The sequence below is a fragment of the Ruegeria sp. BG8 genome, assembly GCF_056538325.1.
In genome coordinates this window covers 282867-305355 of sequence record NZ_JBQFSZ010000003.1, presented here as the reverse complement: position 1 = coordinate 305355, position 22489 = coordinate 282867, and the positions used below count along the sequence as shown (strand labels likewise).

The 22489-nt window shown below is 56.1% G+C and carries 21 protein-coding genes; 8 read left to right on the top strand and 13 right to left on the bottom strand.

The features are described from left to right. The first annotated feature begins 43 nt into the window (after positions 1–43). Positions 44–1999: an AsmA family protein gene (locus tag ACR0DG_RS09010; protein ID WP_480696396.1), complete on the top strand. Its 1956-nt coding sequence runs from the start codon at positions 44–46 to the stop codon at positions 1997–1999. A gap of 26 nt (positions 2000–2025) precedes the next feature. On the opposite strand, the gene ACR0DG_RS09005 is transcribed toward ACR0DG_RS09010, so the two are convergent. Genes ACR0DG_RS09005 through ACR0DG_RS08990 form a run of 4 tightly spaced genes read right to left on the bottom strand, consistent with a single transcriptional unit; the run spans position 2026 to position 6589 of the window. After that, on the bottom strand, positions 2026–3522 hold the full coding sequence (locus tag ACR0DG_RS09005; RefSeq protein ID WP_480696394.1) for a phosphomannomutase/phosphoglucomutase: 1497 nt from the start codon (positions 3520–3522) through the stop codon (positions 2026–2028). Positions 3523–3537: 15 nt separating this feature from the next. Further along, positions 3538–4371 (bottom strand): 3-deoxy-8-phosphooctulonate synthase, encoded by an 834-nt coding sequence (gene kdsA, locus ACR0DG_RS09000; protein ID WP_480696392.1) that lies wholly within the window; start codon positions 4369–4371, stop codon positions 3538–3540. Positions 4372–4377: 6 nt separating this feature from the next. Beyond that, a complete protein-coding gene (locus tag ACR0DG_RS08995) occupies positions 4378–5952 on the bottom strand; it encodes a KpsE/RkpR family capsule polysaccharide export protein (protein WP_480696390.1) in 1575 nt (524 codons plus the stop codon). Further along, positions 5930–6589 (bottom strand): ABC transporter ATP-binding protein, encoded by a 660-nt coding sequence (locus ACR0DG_RS08990; protein ID WP_480696388.1) that lies wholly within the window; start codon positions 6587–6589, stop codon positions 5930–5932. The genes ACR0DG_RS08995 and ACR0DG_RS08990 overlap by 23 nt, the downstream gene beginning before the upstream one ends. Positions 6590–6811: 222 nt before the next feature. On the opposite strand from ACR0DG_RS08990, the gene ACR0DG_RS08985 reads away from it, so the two are divergent. Next, positions 6812–7399: a uracil-DNA glycosylase family protein gene (locus ACR0DG_RS08985; protein ID WP_480696386.1), complete on the top strand. Its 588-nt coding sequence runs from the start codon at positions 6812–6814 to the stop codon at positions 7397–7399. After that, entirely contained in the window at positions 7392–8180 is a 789-nt protein-coding gene (locus tag ACR0DG_RS08980; protein ID WP_480696384.1) for an SseB family protein, read from the top strand. The genes ACR0DG_RS08985 and ACR0DG_RS08980 overlap by 8 nt, the downstream gene beginning before the upstream one ends. Before the next feature lie 37 nt (positions 8181–8217). Here the strand turns inward: ACR0DG_RS08980 and yghU are convergent, their stop codons facing one another. Further along, complete coding sequence (yghU, locus tag ACR0DG_RS08975; RefSeq protein WP_480696382.1) at positions 8218–9096, bottom strand: glutathione-dependent disulfide-bond oxidoreductase; 879 nt, start codon at positions 9094–9096, stop codon at positions 8218–8220. Positions 9097–9346: 250 nt separating this feature from the next. Between yghU and ACR0DG_RS08970 the strand changes: the two genes are divergently transcribed. Next, positions 9347–9865, top strand: a complete 519-nt coding sequence (locus ACR0DG_RS08970; RefSeq protein ID WP_480696380.1) for a YHS domain-containing (seleno)protein — start codon at positions 9347–9349, stop codon at positions 9863–9865. A 59-nt stretch (positions 9866–9924) separates the two neighbouring features. Here ACR0DG_RS08970 and ACR0DG_RS08965 read toward each other — a convergent pair whose 3' ends face one another. Beyond that, complete coding sequence (locus ACR0DG_RS08965) at positions 9925–10587, bottom strand: J domain-containing protein (RefSeq protein ID WP_480696378.1); 663 nt, start codon at positions 10585–10587, stop codon at positions 9925–9927. 172 nt (positions 10588–10759) lie between these two features. Continuing rightward, complete coding sequence (metF, locus tag ACR0DG_RS08960; RefSeq protein ID WP_480696376.1) at positions 10760–11626, bottom strand: methylenetetrahydrofolate reductase [NAD(P)H]; 867 nt, start codon at positions 11624–11626, stop codon at positions 10760–10762. Positions 11627–11720: 94 nt separating this feature from the next. Here metF and ACR0DG_RS08955 point away from each other — a divergent pair, with 94 nt between their 5' ends. Together ACR0DG_RS08955 and ACR0DG_RS08950 are read left to right on the top strand one after the other, a co-directional pair. After that, positions 11721–12626: a LysR family transcriptional regulator gene (locus ACR0DG_RS08955; RefSeq protein ID WP_480696621.1), complete on the top strand. Its 906-nt coding sequence runs from the start codon at positions 11721–11723 to the stop codon at positions 12624–12626. A 96-nt stretch (positions 12627–12722) separates the two neighbouring features. Next, positions 12723–13508, top strand: coding sequence for an inositol monophosphatase family protein (locus ACR0DG_RS08950; protein WP_480696374.1), 786 nt, complete (start codon positions 12723–12725; stop codon positions 13506–13508). Positions 13509–13564: 56 nt separating this feature from the next. Here ACR0DG_RS08950 and bhcD read toward each other — a convergent pair whose 3' ends face one another. Genes bhcD through bhcA form a run of 4 tightly spaced genes read right to left on the bottom strand, consistent with a single transcriptional unit; the run spans position 13565 to position 17912 of the window. Further along, positions 13565–14548 carry an iminosuccinate reductase BhcD gene (bhcD, locus tag ACR0DG_RS08945; protein ID WP_480696372.1) on the bottom strand — a complete coding sequence of 328 codons (984 nt, stop codon included), beginning with the start codon at positions 14546–14548 and terminating at the stop codon, positions 13565–13567. A 15-nt stretch (positions 14549–14563) separates the two neighbouring features. After that, positions 14564–15727, bottom strand: a complete 1164-nt coding sequence (gene bhcC / locus ACR0DG_RS08940) for a 3-hydroxy-D-aspartate aldolase BhcC (protein ID WP_480696370.1) — start codon at positions 15725–15727, stop codon at positions 14564–14566. A gap of 14 nt (positions 15728–15741) precedes the next feature. After that, entirely contained in the window at positions 15742–16710 is a 969-nt protein-coding gene (gene bhcB, locus ACR0DG_RS08935) for a beta-hydroxyaspartate dehydratase BhcB (protein WP_480696368.1), read from the bottom strand. Positions 16711–16721: 11 nt separating this feature from the next. Then, positions 16722–17912, bottom strand: a complete 1191-nt coding sequence (gene bhcA, locus ACR0DG_RS08930; protein WP_480696366.1) for an L-aspartate--glyoxylate aminotransferase BhcA — start codon at positions 17910–17912, stop codon at positions 16722–16724. Positions 17913–18098: 186 nt separating this feature from the next. Between bhcA and ACR0DG_RS08925 the strand changes: the two genes are divergently transcribed. Next, entirely contained in the window at positions 18099–18941 is an 843-nt protein-coding gene (locus ACR0DG_RS08925; RefSeq protein ID WP_480696364.1) for an IclR family transcriptional regulator, read from the top strand. Here ACR0DG_RS08925 and ACR0DG_RS08920 read toward each other — a convergent pair. After that, complete coding sequence (locus ACR0DG_RS08920) at positions 18906–19649, bottom strand: rhomboid family intramembrane serine protease (RefSeq protein WP_480696362.1); 744 nt, start codon at positions 19647–19649, stop codon at positions 18906–18908. The two genes, ACR0DG_RS08925 and ACR0DG_RS08920, sit on opposite strands and share 36 nt — an antisense overlap. A 291-nt stretch (positions 19650–19940) precedes the next feature. Here ACR0DG_RS08920 and ACR0DG_RS08915 point away from each other — a divergent pair, with 291 nt between their 5' ends. Continuing rightward, positions 19941–20504: a tetratricopeptide repeat protein gene (locus tag ACR0DG_RS08915; protein ID WP_480696360.1), complete on the top strand. Its 564-nt coding sequence runs from the start codon at positions 19941–19943 to the stop codon at positions 20502–20504. Between the two features lie 51 nt (positions 20505–20555). On the opposite strand, the gene ACR0DG_RS08910 is transcribed toward ACR0DG_RS08915, so the two are convergent. Continuing rightward, positions 20556–22445 carry a PhoX family protein gene (locus ACR0DG_RS08910; RefSeq protein ID WP_480696358.1) on the bottom strand — a complete coding sequence of 630 codons (1890 nt, stop codon included), beginning with the start codon at positions 22443–22445 and terminating at the stop codon, positions 20556–20558. Between the last annotated feature and the right edge of the window lie 44 nt (positions 22446–22489).

Below are 22489 nucleotides of genomic sequence, written 5' to 3'. Positions count from 1 at the left end.
AATGATCATTTAAACGCATGCCAAAAGGCGGAGAGCAGAAAAAATGAAATGGCTTTTGCGCATTCTTTTCCTATTCGTGGTCGTCATCGGGCTGATGGTCGGTGCTTTACTGCTGATGCCGGGTGACAAGCTGGCGACAATTCTGGCCGAGCAAGTGAAATCGCAAACCGGGCGGGATCTGAACCTGTCGGGCGATGTGCGCCTGTCCTTTTGGCCGGTTCTCGGGATGGAGACAGGGGCGGTTACCTTTGGAAACGCGCCTTGGGCCGGATCGCAACCCATGCTGAGTGCAGAGAATCTGGCGGTGGGGGTCGACGCGGCTGCGCTCATGTCGGGCGATCTGCGTATCCAACGGATCATCGCGGACAACCCGACCCTGCGGCTTGAGCTATCAGATGGGCGCGGAAACTGGGAATTCGACACAGTGGCCCCGGCGACGTCGAGCGGGACGAGCAATACTGCATCCACGTCTTCTCCGTCAGGAACGGTGACGCTGGACCGGTTGCAATTGACGAATGCTCGGTTGGTTTATGTTGAAAACGGCGCGGTCAAGTTTGATTTCTCGGATGTTGATTTATCAGCCAGTTGGCCTGACCCGAGCGCGCCGCTTGTACTGGACGCGCAAATGGGCGTGCCCGGGGGACAGGTGGATGTTGATCTGAAAATTCCAGACCTGCCCGCCTATGCAACAGGCGCCGTCACACCGATCGAGATCAAGTTGGTTGCGCCAGGGGGCGAGGTGGCGTTTGGCGGTCGTGTAAATCTGGCAGGCGAGATGGATGGCCAGTTGGATGTGCAGACCAGCGACACCGAGCGAATGCTGGCCGCCTTCGGTCAGGCAGGGGTGGGCGTACCATTGGGGTTGGGCCGCAAGGCGGATGTCGCGGGACACATGACCTATACGCAAGACGGTCGTATCGCGATGCGCGATATGGACGCGAAGCTGGACCACAACCGGATCACAGGAGAGGCGGATATACTCATCTCTGATCCGCCACAGATTACAGCGCGCTTGGACGGCGGCGATCTGGATTTGTCGCGGTACAACGCGGCCACAGGGGCGAGCGGAAGCGGATCCGCTACACCTGCAGACACCAACGCAGGCTGGTCAACCGAGCCAATCGATGCCTCAGCCTTGGCTTTAGCAAACGGCAATATTCGCCTGAAAGCAAAGTCCATTGCTGTTCCCGGTCTGACCTTAGGGCCAAGTGATCTGACGCTGAAACTGGACCGGTCTCGTGCGGTCCTGCAGATGAATCCCGCCACTTTGTTTTCCGGGCAACTCACCGGGCAAGTGGTTGCCAATAATCGCAATGGCCTGTCCGTTGGCGGTAATCTGACGGCTGATGGAATTGACATCAAGCAGGCGCTGTCGACGCTTGCTGACGTCGATAGGCTTTCGGGCACTGGAACCGGGTCGTTTGAGTTTCTGGGGGTTGGTCAGACAGAGGATCAGATCATGCGCTCGCTCAGCGGCAAGGGGCGTATCGATGTTGGGTCAGGTGTAATAGGTGGTTTTGACCTGGACCGTTTGATGGGGCGCAACACGGCGTCTGGCGGCACGACGGTATTCAACAGCCTTGCCGCCAGTTACACGATTGATCAGGGCGTGCTCAGGAATGATGACTTACTTATGTCTCTGGACAATTTCCGCGCCGATGGCGCGGGGCGGGTAGGCATCGGTGCCCGTGACATTGATTACCTGTTTACCCCGACGGCCCTGCGGGCAAATTCCGGGCAGGGCCTGTCTGTCCCAGTGCGAATCGTGGGCCCTTGGGCCAATCCGTCGATCAAGCCAGACTTAAGCAAAGTGATCGAGGCTGCCGCAGAAGGCAAAATTAAGGAGCTCGAAGACGATGCAAAGCAAAAGGTGCTTGAAAAGGTCGGTGATGAGCTGGGCACCGCTGTAACGGACAGTGAAACCCTGGAAGATGCCTTGAAGAACAAGCTTGAGGAAGAGGCCAAGAAAGGTCTGCTGAAACTGCTTGGCGGGAATTGAGCGGGGCGGCTAACCGCCCCTTCAATTCAGATTGTTTGGTCGTAATCGCCGACGCCGGGCTCAGTGCGGATAACAGCGTCGATATCAGCGAAAATCGCGCGCATTTCCTCTTCGCTCTCGCTGCTTTCGCAGACGACAACAAGGTTGGGCGTATTCGAAGACGCGCGAACCAGACCCCAGCTGCCGTTATCCAGAATGACCCGAGCACCGTTAACGGTGACCACTTCTTTGATCGCGCGGCCGGCAAAGGTTTCTCCGGCCTCTGACTTGGCCACCAGTTTTTCGACCAACCGTTCGAGGATGTCGTATTTTTCGGTATCCGCAGCGTAGGGAGACATCGTCGGTGTCGACCATGTTTTCGGTAGCGCCTTTCGTAAATCCGACATGCTTTGATCCGGGTTGCGATCCATCAGCTTGCAGATTTCCACGGCCACACGCATCCCGCAGTCATAGCCGCGGCCAATCGGTTCAGCCAGAAAGTAATGGCCCGATTTCTCGAACCCGGCCAAGGCGTTGATTTCCTTGACGCGGCGTTTCATGTGGCTGTGCCCGGTCTTCCAATAATCTGCCTTGACCCCGTGGGCCTGCAACTCGGGGTCGCTGGCAAACAAACCGGTCGATTTCACATCCGCCACGAATGTTGTATTGGGATATAGTTTCGCCAGATCACGGGCCATTATGACGCCGACTTTGTCTGCGAAAATCTCTTCTCCCTCATCATCGACAACACCGCATCGGTCGCCGTCACCGTCAAAGCCAAGGGCCAGATCGGCACCGCTGGATTTTACGCTGTCGGCCATGTCGTGCAGCATTTCCATGGCTTCGGGGTTGGGGTTGTAATGCGGAAACGTATAGTCGAGTTGGTTGTGGCTGGGCACAACTTCGACCCCCATACGCTCGAACACTTCAGGCGCAAAGGCCGAGGCCGTACCGTTTCCGGTTGCGCACACCACTTTCAGCGGGCGGGACATTTTGAAATCGCCAACCAGATCTTCGATATAGGCTTCCTTGACGCCATCAACGAACTCATAAGAGCCGCCTTCATGCGCGCGTCCTTCCCCGTTCAGGACAATGTCGCGCAATTCGGACATTTCATCGGGGCCGTGGGTCAGTGGGCGATCAAACCCCATCTTGACCCCGGTCCACCCGTTGGGATTGTGACTGGCAGTCACCATTGCCACCGCCGGGACATCCAGATGGAACTGGGCGAAATAGGCCATGGGGCTAAGTGCCGGGCCGATATCCTTAACCTGAATGCCAGCTTGCATCAGACCCAGGATCAGTGCGTTCTTGATGGCCAGAGAATAGTCGCGATAATCGTTGCCCACGGCGATGATCGGGGCGATCCCGCGCCTACGCATTTGCGTGCCCAAACCCAGCCCAAGCGCTGTCATGCCCGGTAGATTGATCTCTTCGGGGTACTTCCAGCGTGCATCGTATTCGCGAAAACCCGTGGGTTTGATCATGGGGTCTCGCAGAAAGCTCCAGGTGTTTGGTGTCACCTCAGGCAAGGGTTTGGTCATCACAAATCTCAATCGTTAAATCTGAATCGGGTTCTCTTTGGCAAGCGTATCAAACCGCATCAAGGTATCAATGAGTTTAGGCATTTGATCGAGGTGGATCATGTTTGGCCCGTCAGATGGAGCGTTATCCGGGTCTTGATGCGTTTCGATGAAGAGGGCTGCTGTGCCAATTGCTACCGCGGCGCGTGCCATGACAGGTGCGAACTCGCGCTGCCCCCCGGACGAGCCTCCCTGACCACCGGGCTGTTGCACCGAATGCGTTGCATCCATGACAACCGGATAGCCTGTCTGTGCCATCTGTGGCAACGACCGCATATCCGCGACCAGCGTGTTATAGCCAAAGGATGTGCCGCGTTCGGTCAGCAGGATGTTCTGGTTTCCGGTGCTTTCGATTTTCGCGACAATATTGGGCATTTCCCATGGCGCAAGGAACTGTCCCTTTTTGACGTTGATGACCGCACCCGTATTACCCGCGGCCAGCAGCATGTCGGTTTGCCGACACAGGAAAGCCGGGATTTGCAGCACGTCCACCGCCGCGGCTGCCACGGCACATTGCGCTTCGGTGTGAACATCCGTCAGAACGGGAATGCCCATCGTTTTGCGGATATCGTCCAGAACCTTCAGCCCGGCATCAATCCCCATTCCCCTTTTGCCAGACAGTGATGTTCGGTTCGCCTTGTCGTAGGAGGCTTTGAATACGTATTGCGCGCCCACTGCGTCACAGGCCTCTTTCATTTTGCCTGCGATCATTTGGGCATGATCGGCCGTTTCAAGCTGGCAGGGGCCGGCGATGATCGTCAGAGGCAGATCATTGCCGACCGTGAGATCGGAGATTTTTACATGTTTCATGTTGTCTTACGAGGATACCTGTTCACGAAGGACCGACGCGGTAAGCGAGATCAACAGGTAGATACCAGCAAACAACAGGAATGCCAAAATCGTATTTTCGAATTTACGCGGATAGGTCGGATCCTGACTTGGCACAGGGTTCACTGAAACAGTCAGATAGCGCACTTTTCTGTTGGCTTCTGTCCGGGTGGTCTCCATTTGCTCCATTGCGGTTTGCAACATTGCATCGCGGGCGACCAAATCAGCTTGGGCTGTCTGGATACGCAGGCTCAGCCGCGCCAGCGAATTCTCGCCAGCAGAGGCATCCAGCATCTCGGCATTTAGTTCATCCAGCACGACTTCCAGGCGCTGAATATCGGCGCGAACACCATCGACCTTGGCCTGGTTTGGGCGCAAGTTGTCCAGCAAAGCAGCCAATTGCAGCTCTTTATCCTGCATCTGAAGCTCGATGTTATTGATGCGAGCACGCAGGCCCGCCAGCACGTTTTCCGGGTCCAGAAGGGCGCCTTGCAATTGCAGTTCGATCAGGTCTTCTTGGGCTTGCCGACGGGCTTCCTGCGCCATTTCAAAGCTGGCGACGGCATCGCGCATCTGATCTTCGCGCTTCAATTCAGTCAGACCGTTGATCGTTTGTTCCGCATAGGACAACAGACGGTTTGATAATCCGACGGCCAGTTCCGGGTCAGGTGCAGACACTTCCATGCGGATAATACCGTCACTCGGATCATAGCCGATGACGACCATCCGTTTGTAAAGCTTATAAGTTTCCTCAAGGCTCGCATCTGGTGACAAGCGTTGGATCGGGTCGATCCAATCCTGCTTGAAGATCTCGGCGAAACCCATGTCCTGATTAAGACGGATCAGGGCATCCTTGGATTCCAGAAACTCTTGTGTCGCAACAGAATCCTGCGCCGTGGCGTACTGTGTCCCTGCAAGGAAACCACCAAAAGACGCGCCCCCGCCATCCGCTTGAAGAATGGAAAACGCCGAGTCGCTGGCGTACATCGGCGTTGCGTAGCGATAAAAGTAAACTCCGACGATCAATGTCGGCAGCATGACGAACGCCGCAAGTCTGGCAAAAAGCGCAAGCAGCTTTCGCCTGCGTCGACGCGCAATGTCGCGCTGCATCTCGCCGATCTCAAACGCGCGCCGCTCTGCCGGAGACATTTCCGGACCGGGCAGGTTCTGCGGTGCTTCTGCAAATGCCTGAGGCAGCTGTATTGTCACTTTGTCCTTTGCTTCCTCTTCCACGCGCTTTTTCTCGGCTGCTAGGTCCAGCAGGTTGGCGCGCTCGAACGGGTCGATCCCTTTTTGCCGCAACAAACGGACCGCGTCGTAATCAGAGGTCGCATCGAGGCCGTTTTTCTGCGCCAGTCGCCGGGCAACGCGCAGCTGCCTGCCGGTCAAACCTTCGCGTTTGATGTCTTCGATCTCGGTATTGGCCTGCGGTTCGTTGGCTGCCGCCGGGGATTGCGTTGCCTTGCGGATGCGCGAGATGGCATCCGCGCGGTCCCCAGCAGAGCCCGCGCCTTTGCGCTTTCGACGCAAGTTGTAGATGCTAGCCTTGGGTTTGGTAGTCATATAGTTGCTTTGCCTCTTCCAAGGTATCAAACATGTGTAGCTGGCCATCTACAAGCACGGCGGCCTGACGCGCGAACTTTTCCAAAACCGACGGGCTGTGCGACACGATCACCAGGGTGGTTGTTCGCAGTCTTTCCTGAAGGATGTCACCGGCTTTTCTGTTGAACTCGGCATCGGTTGTGGCGGGCATCCCCTCATCAATCAGATACATGTCGAAGTCCAAAGCCAGCATCAGCGCAAAAGTAAACCGTGCCCGCATCCCGGAGGAATAGGTTGCCATGGGCTGATCAAAGTATTCCCCCAAATTGCACAACCACTTGCAGTAGGCTTCGACATAGTCGGGGTCCATGCCGTAAATCTTTGCGATGTATCGCGCGTTTTCCAACGCCGACACTTTGTTTGAGACACCGCCTGTGAAACCCATCGGAAAGGAAACCCTGCAGGATTTTCTGATCACCCCTTCATCGGGTTTCTCAAGACCTGCCATCATATTGATAAGCGTGGTTTTTCCAGTCCCATTGGGTGCGAGAATTCCCACGGATTTACCCAGCTCAACCCGGAACGAGACACTGTCCAGGATCACCTTACGGCGAGTCCCGGTCCAGAAAGACTTACTGACGTTCTCGAATTCCAGCATTCAGGGCCTGTTGCTACTGTTTTATTGTTGCACCGCATGAGAGGGCGTATTCCCGAGCGGTGTATATTGGCTGCATTATGTCGAAAAGTGCAGCAGATGATCAATGCATTCCCTATCTCACTGTTGGCAATGTGACTTTTCCATCTGTTGGCGCGCGTGTTCGCGTTGACTATCTTTGATTGTGATCGTCAACCAGCTTGCGTCAGGAAACCTTGCGATCTCATGAATACGCTCGAGAAAGACATCGCGGCGTGCCGCATTTGCGCCGACAGGTTTGCGGCCACCGAAACAGCGCACGAGCCGCGCCCTGTGGTTTGGTTTCGCAAAAATACGCCTCTTTTAATTGCGGGGCAGGCGCCAGGTGCGAAAGTCCATGCCTCGGGCCGGCCGTTTACTGACCCGTCAGGTGATCGGTTGCGGGATTGGCTGGGCGTGGATGAAACGGTCTTTTACGATCGCGCGCGTGTTTCAATTGTGCCCATGGCGTTTTGCTTTCCCGGCTACGATGCCCGTAAGGCAGATTTGCCGCCGCCGCTGATTTGTGGCCAAACTTGGCACGATAAGGTCATGCAAACACTGGGTGCCGTCCCGTTGACGGTGCTGGTCGGAGGGCATGCCCACAAATATCACCTCAAGTCGCGTGGCTCTGTCACAGAGACTGTTCGAAATTGGCGGGACCATGCGCCGCGGGTCTTTGCCTTGCCTCATCCGTCATGGCGCAATACGGCATGGATGAAGAAAAACCCGTGGTTCGAGGCTGAGCTCCTTCCGGTTTTGCGCGCGCGGGTACAAGAGGTTCTGAATGACTGACGCGACAGCGCTGGACACCGCATATGCCGAGATGGCGGCCAGCCCGCAGGATGACGCTGCACGGCTAAGGTTTTTCGAAAGGCTGGCAGATAGTGAGCTGTTTCTGTTGCTGACCGAAGAAGCCCGCGATGAAAACATTTCCCCCGAACTGTTCGATGTAGCGGATGGGCGTTTTGTACTGGCCTTTGATCGTGAGGACCGGCTGGCAAAGTTCGCCGATCGGCCTGTGCCATATGTGGCTTTGTCCGGACGCGTTCTTTCAAACATGTTGGCGGGGCAGGGCATTGGTCTGGGCCTGAACCTAGAGGTGGCACCTTCGTCGATGCTTGTTCCATCTGAGGCGTTGAATTGGCTGGCCGAGACCCTTCAGCACGCCCCAGAAGAAGTGCAGCAACAATTGTCAGAGTTTTTGCCGCCGGTCGGTTTGCCCGAGGAATTGCTGAAGGCGCTGGATGCCAAGCTGGCAACGGCCATCGGCTTGGCGCAATCTGCCTACCTTGTCAGTACACGAACAGCCGAAGGGGGCAGTGGGCATCTTTTGGGTTTTGTAGGAACGGTCGACGGGGCCGAGGCCGCCCTTGCAAAAGCCGCCTCAGAAGCACTGACGTTTTCCGGGATCGAAGCAGGGGCAATGGATGTCGGTTTTTTTGCCGCACATGATGCCGCCGCGGCGGCCTTGGCAAAGGTTGGGTTGCGGTTTGAGTTACCTCAGCCCGAAGTTCGGGAAACTGCTCGCGTTGCACCCGGTAGCGATCCGGACAATCCACCCCTGCTGCGCTAAGCGGGCCCCACAGACTTAGCTGTGGAGCCTGCCGAGATCATTCCGCTGCAGCCTCCAGTTTGTCCTGCGTCCGGGTGTCAAAATCGCCCGCGTCATGGCGTTCATGCAATTGTGTGTGCTTCTCACCAAAAGAGCGGTTGACCATACGGCCACGCTGAACAGCAGGGCGTGCGTCGATTGCCTTAGCCCACCGCATGACGTTTTTGTAAGATTCAACGTCCAGGAACTCAGCCGCGCTATAAAGGCGACCCAACACCAGTTGGCCATACCACGGCCAGATTGCCATGTCGGCAATGGTATAGTCCTCACCCGCGATATAGGTCTTGTCGGCCAGTTCGCGATCCAACACATCCAACTGACGCTTGGTTTCCATCGTGAACCTGTTGATCGGGTATTCCCACTTTTCGGGCGCATAAGCGTAGAAGTGGCCAAACCCACCGCCAAGATAGGGCGCGCTGCCCATCTGCCAGAAGACCCAGTTCATCACCTCAGTCCGCTCGGGACCAGATTTTGGCAGGAACGCATCAAACTTCTCAGCCAGATGAAACAGGATCGAGGCGCTTTCAAACACGCGGACAGGGTCGTCGCCTGACCGGTCCCACAAGGCCGGGATTTTCGAGTTTGGGTTGGCGCCAACAAAGCCCGAGCTGAATTGATCCCCCTCACCAATATTGATCAGCCATGCGTTGTATTCAGCTCCTTCGTGACCCAACGCCAACAACTCTTCAAGCATGACCGTGACTTTCACACCGTTTGGCGTTGCCAGCGAATACAACTGCATTGGATGACGCCCGACCGGCAAATCCTTGTCGTGGGTCGCGCCAGCGATAGGGCGATTGATATTGGCGAATTGCCCGCCATTCTGGCTGTCCCACGTCCAGACCGCAGGGGGCGTATATGTCGATTGCTCGCTCATTTCTTGCCTTTCTCAGCAAAGTTCGGGTGAATTGTCCGTCCGGGACAACAGCTAATATTGCAAAGCCCAGAGTCCAACCCCGGTTGTACCGTTCATTTTGTAACAAACGGGGGGATTAGCCTCACGTTTCTTCATTCGACGTCACAGCGCCGCGAGCGGGACTGCCCAAAGCACAGGAATCACCTATCCTCTGATCAGCCCCGCACGACGGGCGACCCTTTCAACTCTGAGGATCAAGAGGATTAACCATATGAAACGCTTTGCCTTGACTGTTGCAGCAACGCTGGCCTTTGCAGTTCCTGCTTTTGCTGGGGACCAGTATGTAGATGGCACCGGATTTGCTGTGTCTGGCTATGATGTTGTCGCTTATCGCGATCTGGACCAATCGCCTGTTGGTAAGGCCCAGCCCAAAGGTGTCCGCGGAAAGGCGGATTACACCGCTGAATATAACGGTGCGACCTGGGCGTTTTCGAGCGCTGCAAACCGAGACAAGTTTCTGGAAAACCCTGCCTACTATGCGCCTCAGTATGACGGCCACTGCGCCTATGGCGTTTCGCGCGGCGGTAAGGTTCCAGCGAACCCCAACCTGTGGCGCATCGTTGACGACAAGCTGTATCTGAACATCACAGACGTTGTTGTTGGTTTCTTCGAAGAAGACATCCCGGGCAACATCAATCTGGCCGAAGGCAACTGGCCGGGCATCGAGCCTGCAAAAGCATCGACCGCAGTGATCCCAAAGTTTACCTCGAAAGGTCCGATCACCAACTAATTCCGGACCTTTAAGACAAAACCCGGCTGTACTTAGCCGGGTTTTTTTATGCAAAGCCTTCAGCTGGCCAATTCGAAATCGTTCTGTAGCTCTTGATCGGCTTCGAACCGGATGCGGACACTTTTGGCACCGGGGAATTTCCGGGCCATGATGGCCTCTGGCACAATCACCTCACCCGCGCCTGCATTTTTTGACTGAAAGCTGAGAACTTCGGTTTCGGTTTTGCGTACGCCCGCCAAAATCGACGTTGGCAACGCGACCCGATTGGCCCCTTCGCAAACTGGGGACGACACGAAATAGGTCAGGTTGCGACCGAAACATCCAATAGCTGTCGGAATATGATCCGAATCCACCTCTGGGCTGGCCGAACGGTCTGACTGCGACGTCTGCGCCAGATCCGGCGTATGCCCAAGGGCACGGTCCAACAGGGCACGGCAGGCCTCGATATCAGTGTCTTTCAGCTTGATGACACGTTTGCGCAGCTTTGGGCGTTTAGGTTTGCCGGGCATGGCGCCTTTGACGGTCAACCCTTCCTGCCGCAGCAGGTCATATGCGTCCTTTGCGCGAACAAAGCTATCGCAGTCATTGTCGGCGCGGTCGGGGTGGGCGTTGAAGGCAATCTCGCGCCAAGCGTTTCTGATATCATCCGAATTCGCGCTTTGATCCAGACCAAGCGCGGTCAGAGCGTCCACGCGCGCCTTGATTTTATCAAGAGGTTCCATACCCAAATCACTCACTAAACAACAACTGATCCCAGTGTCTGAATGGGTGGAATTTTGTCAAATAAGGCAGTTTTTTGACCAAAAAAGGAAAACAATCGCCGATTTGATCCGGCGATTGTTCTGTTGTCTGGGCTTTGATTGCGGCCTCGCGGCGGTCAAACCGACCTTTTGATCAGGCGACGTTCTGCAACTCGGTTTTCGGTGTAATCCCAAGCGCAAAGCAAACATCCCGTGTCAGCTCGGGCCGATTCAGTGTGTAAAAGTGCAGCTTGTCCACACCGCCTTCGATCAAGTCAGAGCAGAGTTCGGTGCAAAGCGCAGTTGCCAACAGATCTTCGCGATCATCCCGCACCGCTTTTTCGAACGCCTGTTCAACCCAAGTTGGAATACGCGTGCCGCAGCGTTTGGCGAAGTTACGCGCCCCCTTCCAGTTCTCGATCGGCAAGATGCCGGGGACGATGGGCTTGTCTATCCCGGCTTTCGCGCAGGCATCGCGGAAACGGAAGAACGTCTCGGCCTCGAAAAAGAACTGGGTCAAGGCTTCATCTGCACCGGCATCCAGTTTGGCCTTCAGCCAGTCGACATCCGTGCGTGCGCACTGTGCTTCGGGATGGATGTCGGGGTATGCGCCGACCCGAATGTTGAATTTCCCGGTCTCAGCCAGTGCGGAAATCAATTCAACCGAACTTGTGAAACCATCGGGATGAGGAACAAAACGGTCCTGACCCTTGGGTGGGTCACCGCGAAGGGCCACGATGTCACGAACCCCAGCCTTTGCGAACGTATCTGCGATTTCCAGTGTTTCGGCGCGTGTCGCATCAACGCATGTCAGATGGGCGGCGACCGGCAAACCGGATGACTTATGCAGCGTGGCCACTGCGTCGCGTGTCAGCTCTCGGGTCGTGCCACCGGCACCGTAGGTAACCGACACAAAACGGGGGTCCAGCGGAGCAAGCGTTTGGACCGTATCCCACAAGCGGAACGAAGCCTCTAGCGTCTGCGGGGGGAAGAACTCAAATGAAATCTCTGGCTTGGTCATAACGGCCTCAACTGTGCTTTACCTGACCCTTGTGCCAGTTTGCTGTATGTGAGACAAACTCATATTCCTCAAGAACAACATGAGTGACATTGGAATGCATATTGAATTCAGACATCTGCGCACCATCAAGGCAATCCATGAATGTGGCGGGTTGGCGCGGGCGGCGGACCAGTTGAACATCACTCAATCCGCGCTGAGTCATCAGATCAAAGGATTGGAAGATCAGGCCGGGGTCGAACTGTTCCTGCGACGCTCAAAACCGATGAAACTGTCGGCCGCCGGGCTGCGCCTTTTGCGACTGGCTGAACAGATCCTGCCGCAGGTAGAGGCGACGCAACACGAATTCACCTCGCTGCGCGAGGGGCGCACGGGTCGGATGCACATCGCCATCGAGTGCCACGCCTGTTTTGAATGGTTGTTCCCTGTGCTCGAAGCGTTCCGCAAGTCGTGGGGCGATGTGGATGTCGATATCCGTCCCGGTCTGGCCTTTGACGCTTTGCCCGCGCTGCAAAAGGAAGAGGTTGATCTGGTCGTCTCCTCTGACCCCGAAGACTTGCCCGGTGTAGAATTCATCGAGCTTTTCGACTACGACGCTGTGTTCGTCGCTGCATCAGCCCATCCTTTGGCCCAAAAGGAGTTCATTGAGGCAGAAGATTTCCGTGGTCAGACCCTGATAACCTACCCGGTCGAGCGTACCCGTCTGGACGTGTTCAGCCAGCTGCTGATCCCTGCAAGGGTCGAACCTGCAGCCATAAGGCAGGTGGAGCTGACGGCCGTGATCTTGTTGCTTGTCGCGTCGAACAGAGGAATTTCTGTCCTTCCGGATTGGGTCGTGCGTGAGGTCAAATACAACTCGGACTATGTAACCCGTCCGTTGACCAAAGACGGAATTACCCGTCGTCTTTACGCGGCAGTACGCACTGAGGACCTTGAAAAACCCTATGTGCAAGAGTTGATCCAACTGGCTGGGACCGAGGCGCGCAAGCTTCAGGCGCAATAGGCGCAAAACGCGGGTCTGCTATGCGCATCAAGCCTCTTGGCAAGGGCGCATTGCATCAGTATACGCGCGGTTTGACCGGACAGGAGCCTTTAGACAATGGTTGGCAGTGCAAACCTCAACATCATGATCAAAGCCGCGCGCAAGGCGGGGCGTTCTTTGGTCAAGGATTTTCGTGAAGTCGAGAACCTTCAGGTGTCGATGAAGGGTGCGGGCGACTTTGTCTCGAAGGCAGATATCGCGGCCGAGGCGATCCTGAAAGAAGAGCTGCTGGGTGCACGCCCGACCTACGGTTGGCTGGCCGAAGAGGGCGGCACAATTGCGGGCGAAGATCCGACGCGCCGCTGGATCGTTGACCCGTTGGACGGTACGACCAATTTCTTACATGGCCTGCCGCATTGGGCGATTTCGATTGCGCTGGAACACAAGGGCAAGATCGTTGCCGGCGTGATCTATGATGCCGCCAAGGACGAGATGTTCTTTGCCGAAAAAGGTGAAGGCGCGTGGATGAACGACACCCGTATTCGTGTGTCTGGCCGTCACCGCATGATCGAGTCGATCTTTGCCACAGGTCTTCCATTCGGTGGCCGCTCGGACCTGCCTGCAACTCTGCAAGACCTCGCGCGGATTATGCCGGTTTGTGCGGGTGTGCGCCGCTGGGGTTCTGCCGCGCTGGATCTGGCCTATGTGGCAGCCGGACGCTACGAGGGGTATTGGGAGCGTCGTCTGAATGCGTGGGACGTGGCCGCAGGCATCATCATCGTGAAAGAAGCGGGTGGTTTGGTTCAGGCGTTGAATTCAGAAGGCAGTATCTTGGAAGACGGTGAAGTCATCTGCTCGAACGAGCCGATTTTTGATCAGTTCTCCAAAGTGATCCGGGGCTGACCCAAGCTTGAATAAACTGACCGAGCGCGCCCCAGATTGAGGCGCGCTTTTTCTTTTTAAAGATACGCGCGCTGCGCAAGCCCAGCTTTTTCGGCCAACCGGGCCGCGACCGAAGCAACGGCGAGGTCCTGCAGGCCCACTCCGGTTCCGTCGAACAAAGTGATCTGATCTTCGGATGTGCGTCCCGGATGAGTTTTGTTTATGACCGCGCCGATAGGGTGGATGTCATCTTGTGACAAAGCACCTGAGCTTACGGCATGCTGCGCTTCACCGATTGTCACCGATTGTGCGACCTCATCGGTGAAAACCGTGGCCGCAGCAACCAGTGCAGGATCCACTTCCTGTTTGCCCTTGGTGTCGGTGCCCATGCAAGCCAGATGCGTACCCGGTTTGATCCAATCCTTCTGCAGCAATGCCTCATGGGCTGAGGTGATCGTGACAATTACGTCCGATTGGGCGCACAGTTCTTTCGGACTGACGGCCTGGATTGGCAATCCGATCTCTTCAGCAACAGCGGCAAGGCGGGGCAGCTTGTCCGGGCTGGGGTTCCAAGCCACAACTTTTTCAAAGGCGCGTTGTTCTGCTGCGGCCCGCAGTTGAAACGTCGATTGATGCCCGGCTCCGACCAGACCCAGAACCTTGGCATCTTTGCGGGCCAGATGGGCAATCGACACAGCCGAAGAGGCTGCGGTGCGTACGGCAGTCAAGTAATTTCCGGCGACCAGGGCCTTCAGGCGCCCGGTGTCTGGGTCAAAAAGGAAAACGGTCGACTGGTGATTGGTCAGACCTAGTTTCACGTTCCCCGGCCAGTAGCCGCCGGACTTGACGCCCAGAACCTGACCATCGCGGTCAAAACCAGACTTGAAACCATAGAGCGCGTCCGCGTGCCCCAGCGCCTCGCGTACGACGGGGAAGTTTCGCGCACCTCCGGTGGCCATTGCCGCGAATACGGCTTGCACGGCGTCGAAAGCCTGCTTGCGGTCAACCAATTTTTCGCACAGATCTTCGTTCACGACCAGCAGGCTGTCGTCTGTCGTCATCGCATCCCCCATCGTTTAGAACGCCTTTCCACGGGCTGACACGGGCCATAGTGTTTCGACCTTGCCGCCGCGCACACCCACATACCAGTCGTGGACGTTGCAGGTGGGATCACAATGCCCCGGCACCAAACGCAGTTTGTCGTTGATCTTCAATACGCCATTCGGGTCGTCAATCACGCCGTGCTCGTCCGTGCATTTCAGGTATTCGATATCATCGCGCCCAAAGATAACAGGCAGGCCGCTATCGACAGATTGTACCTTGAGCCCGGCGTCGCAGATGGCTTTGTCGGCCTTGGTGTGGCTCATGATAATGGTCAGGATGAAAAGCGCGTTTTCCCATTCGCCCCGATCGATGCGCTGACCATCTTTATCCAGAATGCGCCCATAGTCGGCATCCATGAAAGCGTAAGACCCGCACTGTAACTCGTTATAAACGCCGGAATTACTTTCAAAGTAATAGGACCCTGTGCCGCCGCCCGAAACCAGCTCGCACGTGATCCCCTCGGCCTTTAGTCCTGCGACAGCGTCCTTGACCATAGCGATTGCTTTTTCCAGTTTGTCCTCGCGCTCGGCATAGGTGTCGAGATGCTGCATAGCGCCTTGATACGCTTGTAGGCCCGTGAATTTAAGGTTCGTGGCGGCCTGAACAGCCTTGGCTATGTCGATGACAGCTTCAGTCGTTGAAACGCCGCATCGTCCGGCACCACAGTCGATTTCGACCAAAACCTCCAATTCGGTTCCGTGTCGCACCGCGGCTTCTGAAAGGTCGGCGACGTTGCCCACATCATCCACGCAGACAATTGTTCGCGCGCCCAGTTTCGGCAGCCGGGCCAAACGGTCGATTTTCAAAGGATCGCGTACCTGATTAGATACGAGGATGTCTTTGATGCCACCGCGGGCAAATACCTCGGCCTCGGACACCTTTTGGCAACAGACACCGACAGCGCCGCCCAGTCTTTCCTGCAATTTGGCGACATCTACCGATTTGTGCATTTTGCCATGCACGCGGTGACGCATCCCATGCTCTTTTGCGTAAGCCCCCATCTTTTTTATGTTCCGCTCCAGCGCATCCAGATCAAGGATCAGGCATGGCGTCTGAATGTCTGCTTCGTCCATTCCGATCGAGGCTGGAATGTCAAAGCCGACCTCGAGACTATCGAGGTTCACAGGTTTGTTCATGTCACTCTCCCTTATTACGTTAGCCAAGGCAGGCGGTCCAAATCGACATTGCCACCTGTGATGATCACCCCGATACGTTTGCCTTGAAACACCTCAGGGTTCTTCAGAATGGTCGCCAGAGGCACCGCCGACGAGGGCTCGATCACCACGCGCAGGTGCTTCCATGTCAGTTTCATAGCGGCGACGATTTCCTCCTCGGAAGCGGTAAAAATGTCCGTCACGTTTCTGGAAACAAAGTGCCATGTGTTTTCCTTCAAGGGTACCAGTAACCCGTCAGCGATCGTTTTTGGTGCATCGTCAACAATAGTATGACCCGCTTTGAAAGACCGGTACGCGTCATCGGCTTGCGCGGGCTCGGCTGCATAAATCGCTGTCTCGGGGGCTAGATTCGATACGGTCAGGCATGTTCCCGATATCATGCCGCCTCCACCGATTGGCGCGATGACCGCATCCACGCCTCCGGTTTGTTCCAGCAATTCAGCCGAGCAGGTGGCCTGTCCGGCAATGACACGTGGATCGTTATATGGATGGATGAATTCGCCGCCAGTTTGCGCTTGAACCTTAGCAAAGGTTGCTTCGCGTGATGAGGTCGAAGGATCACATTCGGTAATCGTGCCGCCATACCTGCGTACCGCAGCCTTTTTGGCTTTGGGTGCTGAGTGCGGCATGACGACGTTGCAAGGAATACCCCGGCGACCTGCGGCATAAGACAGGGACAGCGCGTGGTTGCCACTGGAATGAGTGCACACACCCTTGGCCGCCTTTCTATCATCCAGCCCGAAAACGGCGTTGCAGGCACCGCGTACTTTGAACGCCCCGGCTTCCTGCAAGTTTTCACACTTAAAGAACAACTGTGCGCCGCATAAGCCGTTGAGGTGGTCGGACGTCAAAACAGGCGTGCGCCGAATATAAGGTTTGATCCGCGCATGAGCCGCGTACACATCCTGAACCGACAAGTCCGCTGCGGGTATGTGATCAAGCATAGTCATACTCCTTAGGCAGCCGCTTGATGGCGACCGGGCGCGCCTGTGCGATAGAAGTTCTGGGCGGCGGCCACACCACGGCCCAGATCAATGGGATAGTTCAGATCGACCATCGCCATCTCGATGGCGCTGAGGCCGGACAAGACCATCACATCCGTAAGGCTACCAAGGTGACCGATCCGAAATGCCTTGCCGTTCAATTGGCCCAAGCCAATGCCGAAAGATACGCCATAGGCATTGAAGGCGTGGTCGGTCAGGGCGTTGCTGTCATACCCGTCGGGGACATAGATCGCACTGACTGTATCCGAATAAAGATCCGGACCATCCGCAACCAGCTTCAGCCCCCACGTATTGACCGCGCGCCGAACGCCTTCGGCCAGTCGATAATGGCGGGCATAAACGTTCTCCAACCCTTCCTCGAACAGTATCTTCAGGCTTTCGCGCATGCCATAGATTAGCTGCAGCGGCGGCGTGTAGGGGAAACCGCCCGACGCGTTGGCGGCCATCATGTCCTTGAAGTCAAAATAGGTGCGGGGCAATTTTGCCGACGTAGCAGCGTCCAGCGCTTTTGAACTGACGCACAAGATGGCCATGCCCGTCGCCAGCATGAAGCCTTTTTGCGAACCCGATACCGCAACATCGACGCCCCATCTGTCAAATTCAAAAGGCATGGATGCAAGGGAGCTGACGCAATCCACAAACAACATCGCTGGATGGTTTGCCCCATCTATAGCATCCCTTACGGCATCGATATCCGATCGTACCCCGGTCGCCGTTTCGTTATGCGTCACCAGAACCGCTCGAATGTCATGTCGTTTGTCTGCGGACAAAACGGCCTGAAACTGTTCAGCAGGTGCGCCGCTGCCCCATCGGCAATCGATCACCTGAACTTCAAGCCCATGCCTTTCGCAAAGGTCGATCCATCGGTGACTGAATACCCCGTATCGCGCGACCAGAACCTTATCGCCGGGGCTGAGCGTGTTGGTGATCGCAGCCTCCCACCCTCCGGTGCCGCTGGAAGGAAAGGTAATGACCTGGCCAGTTTTGCTGCCAAAAACCTTTTTGGTGTCTTCCAGAACAGGCGCAAATGTTTCGACGAAATCAGGCGCACGGTGGTCTTGGGTCTGGACCTGCATCGCCAACCGCAGGCGGTCGGGGATGTTGGTGGGACCGGGAATGAAAACCGGGTTTTGGCTGGACATTACTTATTCCTCCGCTTTGGAGGTCAGTTTCAAGAATTGTTGGCTGTTGTGCAATTTTCTTGAAAAATATTTTCATTTTAATGGTAAAATATGTAACCAATTAACTTTGAATGGTTTTTCGTTTTTCAGTTTTGAGCGGCGGAAAATCGACCGAAAAAAATGTCAGGACTCTGAAAGGTCGCGGAAATGGAAAAGCAAAAAAGGCCTCGGGGCAGGCCAAAGTCGTTGTTCAAGGAAAGCTCGGCCGGCACGATGCAGTCGCTGGACAGGGCGTTGGGCGTTTTGACCTCTGTCGCGCAACTCGAGAGGGCGGCTCTTAGCGACCTCGCGCGCGAGGTCGGCGTGCCAACTGCAACGACGCATCGCATTCTGATGACATTACAGAAGCACGGGTTTGTCGTTTTTGATGACGACCGGCAGGAATGGATAATCGGGGTCGAGGCCTATCGGACGGGCGCATCGTTCCTGCGCCGAAACAGTGTGATAGAAATCGGGCGTCCAATCCTTAGACGGCTGATGCAGGACAGCGGCGAAACGGCAAATCTGGCGGTTCCGGATGGTGCGGAAGTGGTCTTTGTGGGTCAGGTGGAAACGGCCAACCCGATCAGGGCTTTCTTTCCGCCCGGTGCGCGGACACCGATGTATGCGTCTGGCACAGGCAAAGCCATACTCGCTGCCATGTCTGAGGGTGCTTTGACAAAGGCGTTGGGGAATTCGGGACCGACCGTGTTTACAAAACACACCCAATTGCCGGGCAAAGGGTTGGAGGACGATATTGAGCAGACCCGCGCGCGGGGGTGGTCGCATGATTGCGAAGAACGATACGAGGGGATGTCCTGCATCGGTGCTGCAATCTTTGACGATCGCGCAGAGCCTTGCGCGGGAATCTCGGTTTCAGGCCCTACCGTTCGATTTAACGCGGCGCGCTTGGACGCATTGGGGGTTATGGTGCAGGTCGCTGCAGAAGACGTAACGCGGCTGAGCGGTGGTGAATTACCGCCGGGGTATCCGCGGAATGCGGGATTGTGAAAACTTATAGTGATGTTCCGGGTGCGGGGGGTGGCCGTCTGTTCGGTTCCAGTATCGAATACCGCCGCGTCTAATCCATAAGGGGATAGACAGCACCAGACCGACCAAAAAGCCTCCGGTATGGGCCCAATATGCGACCCCACCCTCGTCGGGATTGCTGGACAAGCTGCCTAGGAACTGCATCCCCAACCAAACGCCTAGCATGATAAACGCCGGTATCGTGAAGATGCGAAAATAAACCACGATGATTAGTAGGATATCCACGCGCGCTTTGGGGAACATCAACAGATAGCCGCCCATGACGCCAGCGATTGCACCAGACGCGCCGATTGTTGGCACAAGCGAGGCTGGTGCTGTGACGACATGGATCAAACCTGCGCCGAGCCCAGACAAGATGTAGAAAAGCAGGAACCCGACGTGGCCCATCTCATCTTCCATATTGTCGCCAAAAATCCATAGAAACAGCATATTCCCCACCAGATGCATCCAACCCCCATGCAGGAACATCGATGTAAAAAGCGTATCGTATGAAAACCCTTCGGTAATGCGCGCGGGGATAACCGCATAGTTGGAATACAACTGACTGATAATGCGTTCATTGCCCATATCGCCGACATAGCTCAGAAAGATCACGATATTGGCTGCCATCAATACGTAGACGACAAAAGGTGTGCGCCCCGAAGGGTTATGATCTCGGATCGGAAACATGGGGGGGACGCTGGTCTTTTCCAGCCTAAGGGTCAAGCCACGACCTTGCTGAATTCTTTGAAAATGTTTGATCAATGGGGCTGTCGCCTCAATTCATCTGGCGAAATTCAAGCAGGGAAAGCCAGCCGCAGACCGTATTTACCGTGTATCTTATTACGCTGCTGTCCCAAGACCTTGGATGCTTATTGACAGGTCGCCGAGGGTAAGCGCGATCCGCTGGATTCATGGACACTCAAGAAGAACTGACCTCGGGTGGGTTGACGAAGCTCTGTCTGATGTCACCATTGGACGATGAAACAGATCGTCTTCTCTGCCATTCTTCTTGCCTTTTCCACAGCCGTACAGGCCGAAGAATGCCCTGCCGCGCCAGATCACAGTGCCGACGTAAGCGGCGTGATCGAACGGATTCAGCAAGCGGCAAACGAACAGGCCGCGCGTGAGTTGTCTAACCAATTATGGGAACTCTGGACGGATGCACCCGATGACAGCGCGCAGGCCGTGTTGGATCGCGGGATGACGCGTCGTAGCCAGTGGGATCTTTTGGGGGCGATCGAAGATTTCAACAAGCTGATCGAGTACTGCCCGTCTTACGCCGAAGGGTATAACCAACGCGCCTTTGCCTATTACCTGCAACAGGATTTTCAGGCGGCCTTGCCTGATCTGGAAAAGGCGATTGAGCTGTCGCCGAACCACGTTGCCGCAATCAGTGGTCGGGCCCTTACCTTGCTGGGGCTGAAACGTGTTCAAGAGGCGCGCGAGACGTTGCGCGAGGCATTGGGGCTGAACCCTTGGTTGTCGGAAAGACACCTGTTGGCTCCGGGCGGGCCCTTGGCACCAGTGGGCGAGGATATCTGAATAGAAAAACGCCCCCGAAACAGCTGTTCCGAGGGCGTTTCATTTGTGTTGTTAGCCAACGAGGCCGTTATCAGCGCGTTTGATGGCAATCACGGCCGATCGCGGCGTGCCGCCATCCGGCCAGTTGCTGCCGGGATGCTGAATGCCGACAAACATGGTGCGCAGGTCTGTGGACCACGCCAAACCTGTAACCTCACAGCCATTCGGACCAGTCATGAAACGAACGATCTCGCCGGTGGTGGGGTCGCCAACCAGCATCTGGTTGTTACCGTTGCCGGCGAAGTCTTCTTCGTTTCCATCGTCACCATCGGTCTGGATCCAAACCAAGCCGGTTGAATCGATCACCATGCCGTCGGGCGAGTTGAACAGGTTGCCCTCGTTCACGTTTGCCGAGCCTGCGCGGGCGTCCGAATGAACAGTCGGGTTGCCCGCCATCACGTACAGGTCCCAATCGAAACCTTCGGCTGCGTGGTCGTCATTGGCAGGGCGCCAGCGCACGATCTGGCCATACTTATTGACCTCACGCGGGTTGGGTGCGTTGACCGACGTATCGTCACCACCTGCATTGGGCTTAACACCGCGGTTCTTGTTGTTGGTCAGGCAGCAATACGCTTCGACAGCGACAGGGCTTGAGGCCACCCATTCCGGACGGTCCATCGTGGTGCCGCCAGCCTTTGATGCAGCCATACGCGTGAAAATACGGATTTCCGCATCTTCCATGCCCGTTGTTTCCGGCGTCAGCGGCAGCCACTCGCCAGTTGCGTCATCGTTGAACTTGGCCACAAACAATGTGCCGTCATTCAGCAGGCTCTCGGTCTCGCCACCCGGTTGGTAGGTTCCGTTCGAGACGAACTTGTACAGATACTCGCCCCGTTCATCGTCGCCCATGTAAACGACGACACGACCGTCCGCTGCCAGTGTGACTTCGGCATTCTCATGCTTGAAACGTCCCAAGCCGGTATGTTTGACAGGGGTGCTGTCAGGCTTAGTCGGGTCAATCTCAACGATCCAGCCCGCACGGTGCGGCTCGTTGGGGTTTTTCGATGTGTCGAAACGCGGATCGAACAGCTCATAGCCGTTCCAGCTTTCGGCTTTGACGCCGTAGCGTGCGAACCCGTCTGCGACGGCCTGTTCGTAGGTTGCGTTTTCGTCAGACGATCCGAAATAGCCGTTGAAGTTTTCTTCGCAGGTCAGATACGTGCCCCAAGGCGTTTTACCAGCGCCACAGTTGTTCATGGTACCCAGCGAAGACGTACCGGTTGGGTCAGCGGCGGTTTTCAGCAGGTCATGGCCTGCTGCCGGACCAACGATTTTCATCGGTGTGTTGTGGTGGATACGGCGGTTGAACGGGCTGTCTTTAACCACAGACCAGCCGTCGGGGCCTTCGGCGATTTCCATGACCGTTACACCTTGAATGTTTTGAAACTTCAAGACGTCACCGGCGCTGGCGGGAACACCTTCCTGCGACGCGGGCAGGTTGATCTTGCGGTTCGGATACTCGTGGTTGATGGCGATCAGCTCGTGGCCCTGGAACGAGAATGTTTCCATGCCATCGGTGTTCTCGCCAAAGATACGGTCGGATTTATCGACAGGACCACCATCAGCGACGTCATAACCGTCGGCGTCCGAGAACAGCGGATCACCCCAGCGCATCATGACCTTCCACTCGTAGCCTTCAGGCACATGAACGGTGCCATCGGTCTGAGCCGGGATCGGCTTGAATGCAAAGCGCGACGCTTCAGCGGCTTGCGCCGAGGTCGAGTTCAGCAGGCCCGCGCCCATCACTGCAGCGCCGGAACCAAAGGCCAGCACACCGCTCAGGAAGCCACGGCGGGAAAGAGCGCTTTCAACTACGCGGTCAAAGTCGTTTTCTTCGGGACGCGGGAAATGCAGCTCGTCCCAGTCGTCAGCGGAAAGTGTGGTGTTGTCGACGTCTTTCATGGATGGCTCCTGGCTATGAAAAGAAAGTTGATGAACGCGATGTA

What these genes read in the sequence shown, in the direction of transcription:
- ACR0DG_RS08965 (WP_480696378.1), bottom strand. Translation starts at nt 10,587, where the DNA reads ATGGAACCTCTTGATAAAATCAAGGCGCGCGTGGACGCTCTGACCGCG.
- kdsA (WP_480696392.1), bottom strand. Translation starts at nt 4,371, where the DNA reads ATGAAACATGTAAAAATCTCCGATCTCACGGTCGGCAATGATCTGCCT.
- ACR0DG_RS08970 (WP_480696380.1), top strand. Translation starts at nt 9,347, where the DNA reads ATGAAACGCTTTGCCTTGACTGTTGCAGCAACGCTGGCCTTTGCAGTT.
- bhcB (WP_480696368.1), bottom strand. Translation starts at nt 16,710, where the DNA reads ATGCTTGATCACATACCCGCAGCGGACTTGTCGGTTCAGGATGTGTAC.
- yghU (WP_480696382.1), bottom strand. Translation starts at nt 9,096, where the DNA reads ATGAGCGAGCAATCGACATATACGCCCCCTGCGGTCTGGACGTGGGAC.
- bhcA (WP_480696366.1), bottom strand. Translation starts at nt 17,912, where the DNA reads ATGTCCAGCCAAAACCCGGTTTTCATTCCCGGTCCCACCAACATCCCC.
- ACR0DG_RS08920 (WP_480696362.1), bottom strand. Translation starts at nt 19,649, where the DNA reads ATGTTTCCGATCCGAGATCATAACCCTTCGGGGCGCACACCTTTTGTC.
- ACR0DG_RS08925 (WP_480696364.1), top strand. Translation starts at nt 18,099, where the DNA reads ATGGAAAAGCAAAAAAGGCCTCGGGGCAGGCCAAAGTCGTTGTTCAAG.
- ACR0DG_RS09010 (WP_480696396.1), top strand. Translation starts at nt 44, where the DNA reads ATGAAATGGCTTTTGCGCATTCTTTTCCTATTCGTGGTCGTCATCGGG.
- ACR0DG_RS08955 (WP_480696621.1), top strand. Translation starts at nt 11,721, where the DNA reads ATGCATATTGAATTCAGACATCTGCGCACCATCAAGGCAATCCATGAA.
- bhcC (WP_480696370.1), bottom strand. Translation starts at nt 15,727, where the DNA reads ATGAACAAACCTGTGAACCTCGATAGTCTCGAGGTCGGCTTTGACATT.
- ACR0DG_RS09005 (WP_480696394.1), bottom strand. Translation starts at nt 3,522, where the DNA reads ATGACCAAACCCTTGCCTGAGGTGACACCAAACACCTGGAGCTTTCTG.
- ACR0DG_RS08950 (WP_480696374.1), top strand. Translation starts at nt 12,723, where the DNA reads ATGGTTGGCAGTGCAAACCTCAACATCATGATCAAAGCCGCGCGCAAG.
- ACR0DG_RS08910 (WP_480696358.1), bottom strand. Translation starts at nt 22,445, where the DNA reads ATGAAAGACGTCGACAACACCACACTTTCCGCTGACGACTGGGACGAG.
- ACR0DG_RS08995 (WP_480696390.1), bottom strand. Translation starts at nt 5,952, where the DNA reads ATGACTACCAAACCCAAGGCTAGCATCTACAACTTGCGTCGAAAGCGC.
- metF (WP_480696376.1), bottom strand. Translation starts at nt 11,626, where the DNA reads ATGACCAAGCCAGAGATTTCATTTGAGTTCTTCCCCCCGCAGACGCTA.
- bhcD (WP_480696372.1), bottom strand. Translation starts at nt 14,548, where the DNA reads ATGACGACAGACGACAGCCTGCTGGTCGTGAACGAAGATCTGTGCGAA.
- ACR0DG_RS08980 (WP_480696384.1), top strand. Translation starts at nt 7,392, where the DNA reads ATGACTGACGCGACAGCGCTGGACACCGCATATGCCGAGATGGCGGCC.
- ACR0DG_RS08990 (WP_480696388.1), bottom strand. Translation starts at nt 6,589, where the DNA reads ATGCTGGAATTCGAGAACGTCAGTAAGTCTTTCTGGACCGGGACTCGC.
- ACR0DG_RS08915 (WP_480696360.1), top strand. Translation starts at nt 19,941, where the DNA reads ATGAAACAGATCGTCTTCTCTGCCATTCTTCTTGCCTTTTCCACAGCC.
- ACR0DG_RS08985 (WP_480696386.1), top strand. Translation starts at nt 6,812, where the DNA reads ATGAATACGCTCGAGAAAGACATCGCGGCGTGCCGCATTTGCGCCGAC.